1 protein-coding gene is annotated in these 529 nt (G+C 64.7%); it reads left to right on the top strand.

The features are described 5' to 3' along the window. Positions 1 to 153 precede the first annotated feature (153 nt). Positions 154 to 529: NADH-quinone oxidoreductase subunit C (locus tag HPC46_RS34675; RefSeq protein WP_179476475.1), on the top strand; the 376-nt coding region annotated here is incomplete at its 3' end.

Genomic DNA, 529 nt, shown 5'->3' with positions numbered 1-529 from the left:
GGCGTTGCATGCCAAGATCGCCGAGATGCCGTTGGGGGTGCACCGCGCCGAGGCCATCGCGGCGGCCGAGAAGGCTGCACTGGCCGCCCCTACCACCCTGGAACTCAAGGGGCTGCTGCGGTGAGCGGTGGGCAGGAGCGCAGCGACCCGGGAATGGGAACCGGCGATGTCTCCGGGTACGGCCGACTGGTTCGTCGTAAGCCACAGCGGGACAACACACCACGGCCCTACGGCGGCTATTTCGATGAGCTCGTCGACGAGCTCGCCCTCGCGCTCGGCGACGAGTTCGGCTACGCGATCGAACGGGTTGTCGTCTACGCGGGGCAACTCACACTCCACGTCGCGCGTGGATTGCTTCTCGTCGTCGCCCGTGCGTTGCGGGATGTGCCCGCGTTGCGGTTTGAATTGTGTTGTGGTGTTTCGGGTGTGCATTATCCGGATGATGCGGGTCGTGAGTTGCATGCGTTTTATCCGTTGATGTCGATCACGCACAATCGGCGGGTGCAGCTGGAGGTGGCGTGTCGGGATG

This window comes from Mycolicibacterium vinylchloridicum (assembly GCF_013404075.1).
In the GTDB taxonomy this organism is placed as follows: Bacteria; Actinomycetota; Actinomycetes; order Mycobacteriales; family Mycobacteriaceae; genus Mycobacterium; species Mycobacterium vinylchloridicum.
Note: the sequence above shows the minus strand (reverse complement) of the source record. Positions and strands in the feature narration are given on the sequence as shown.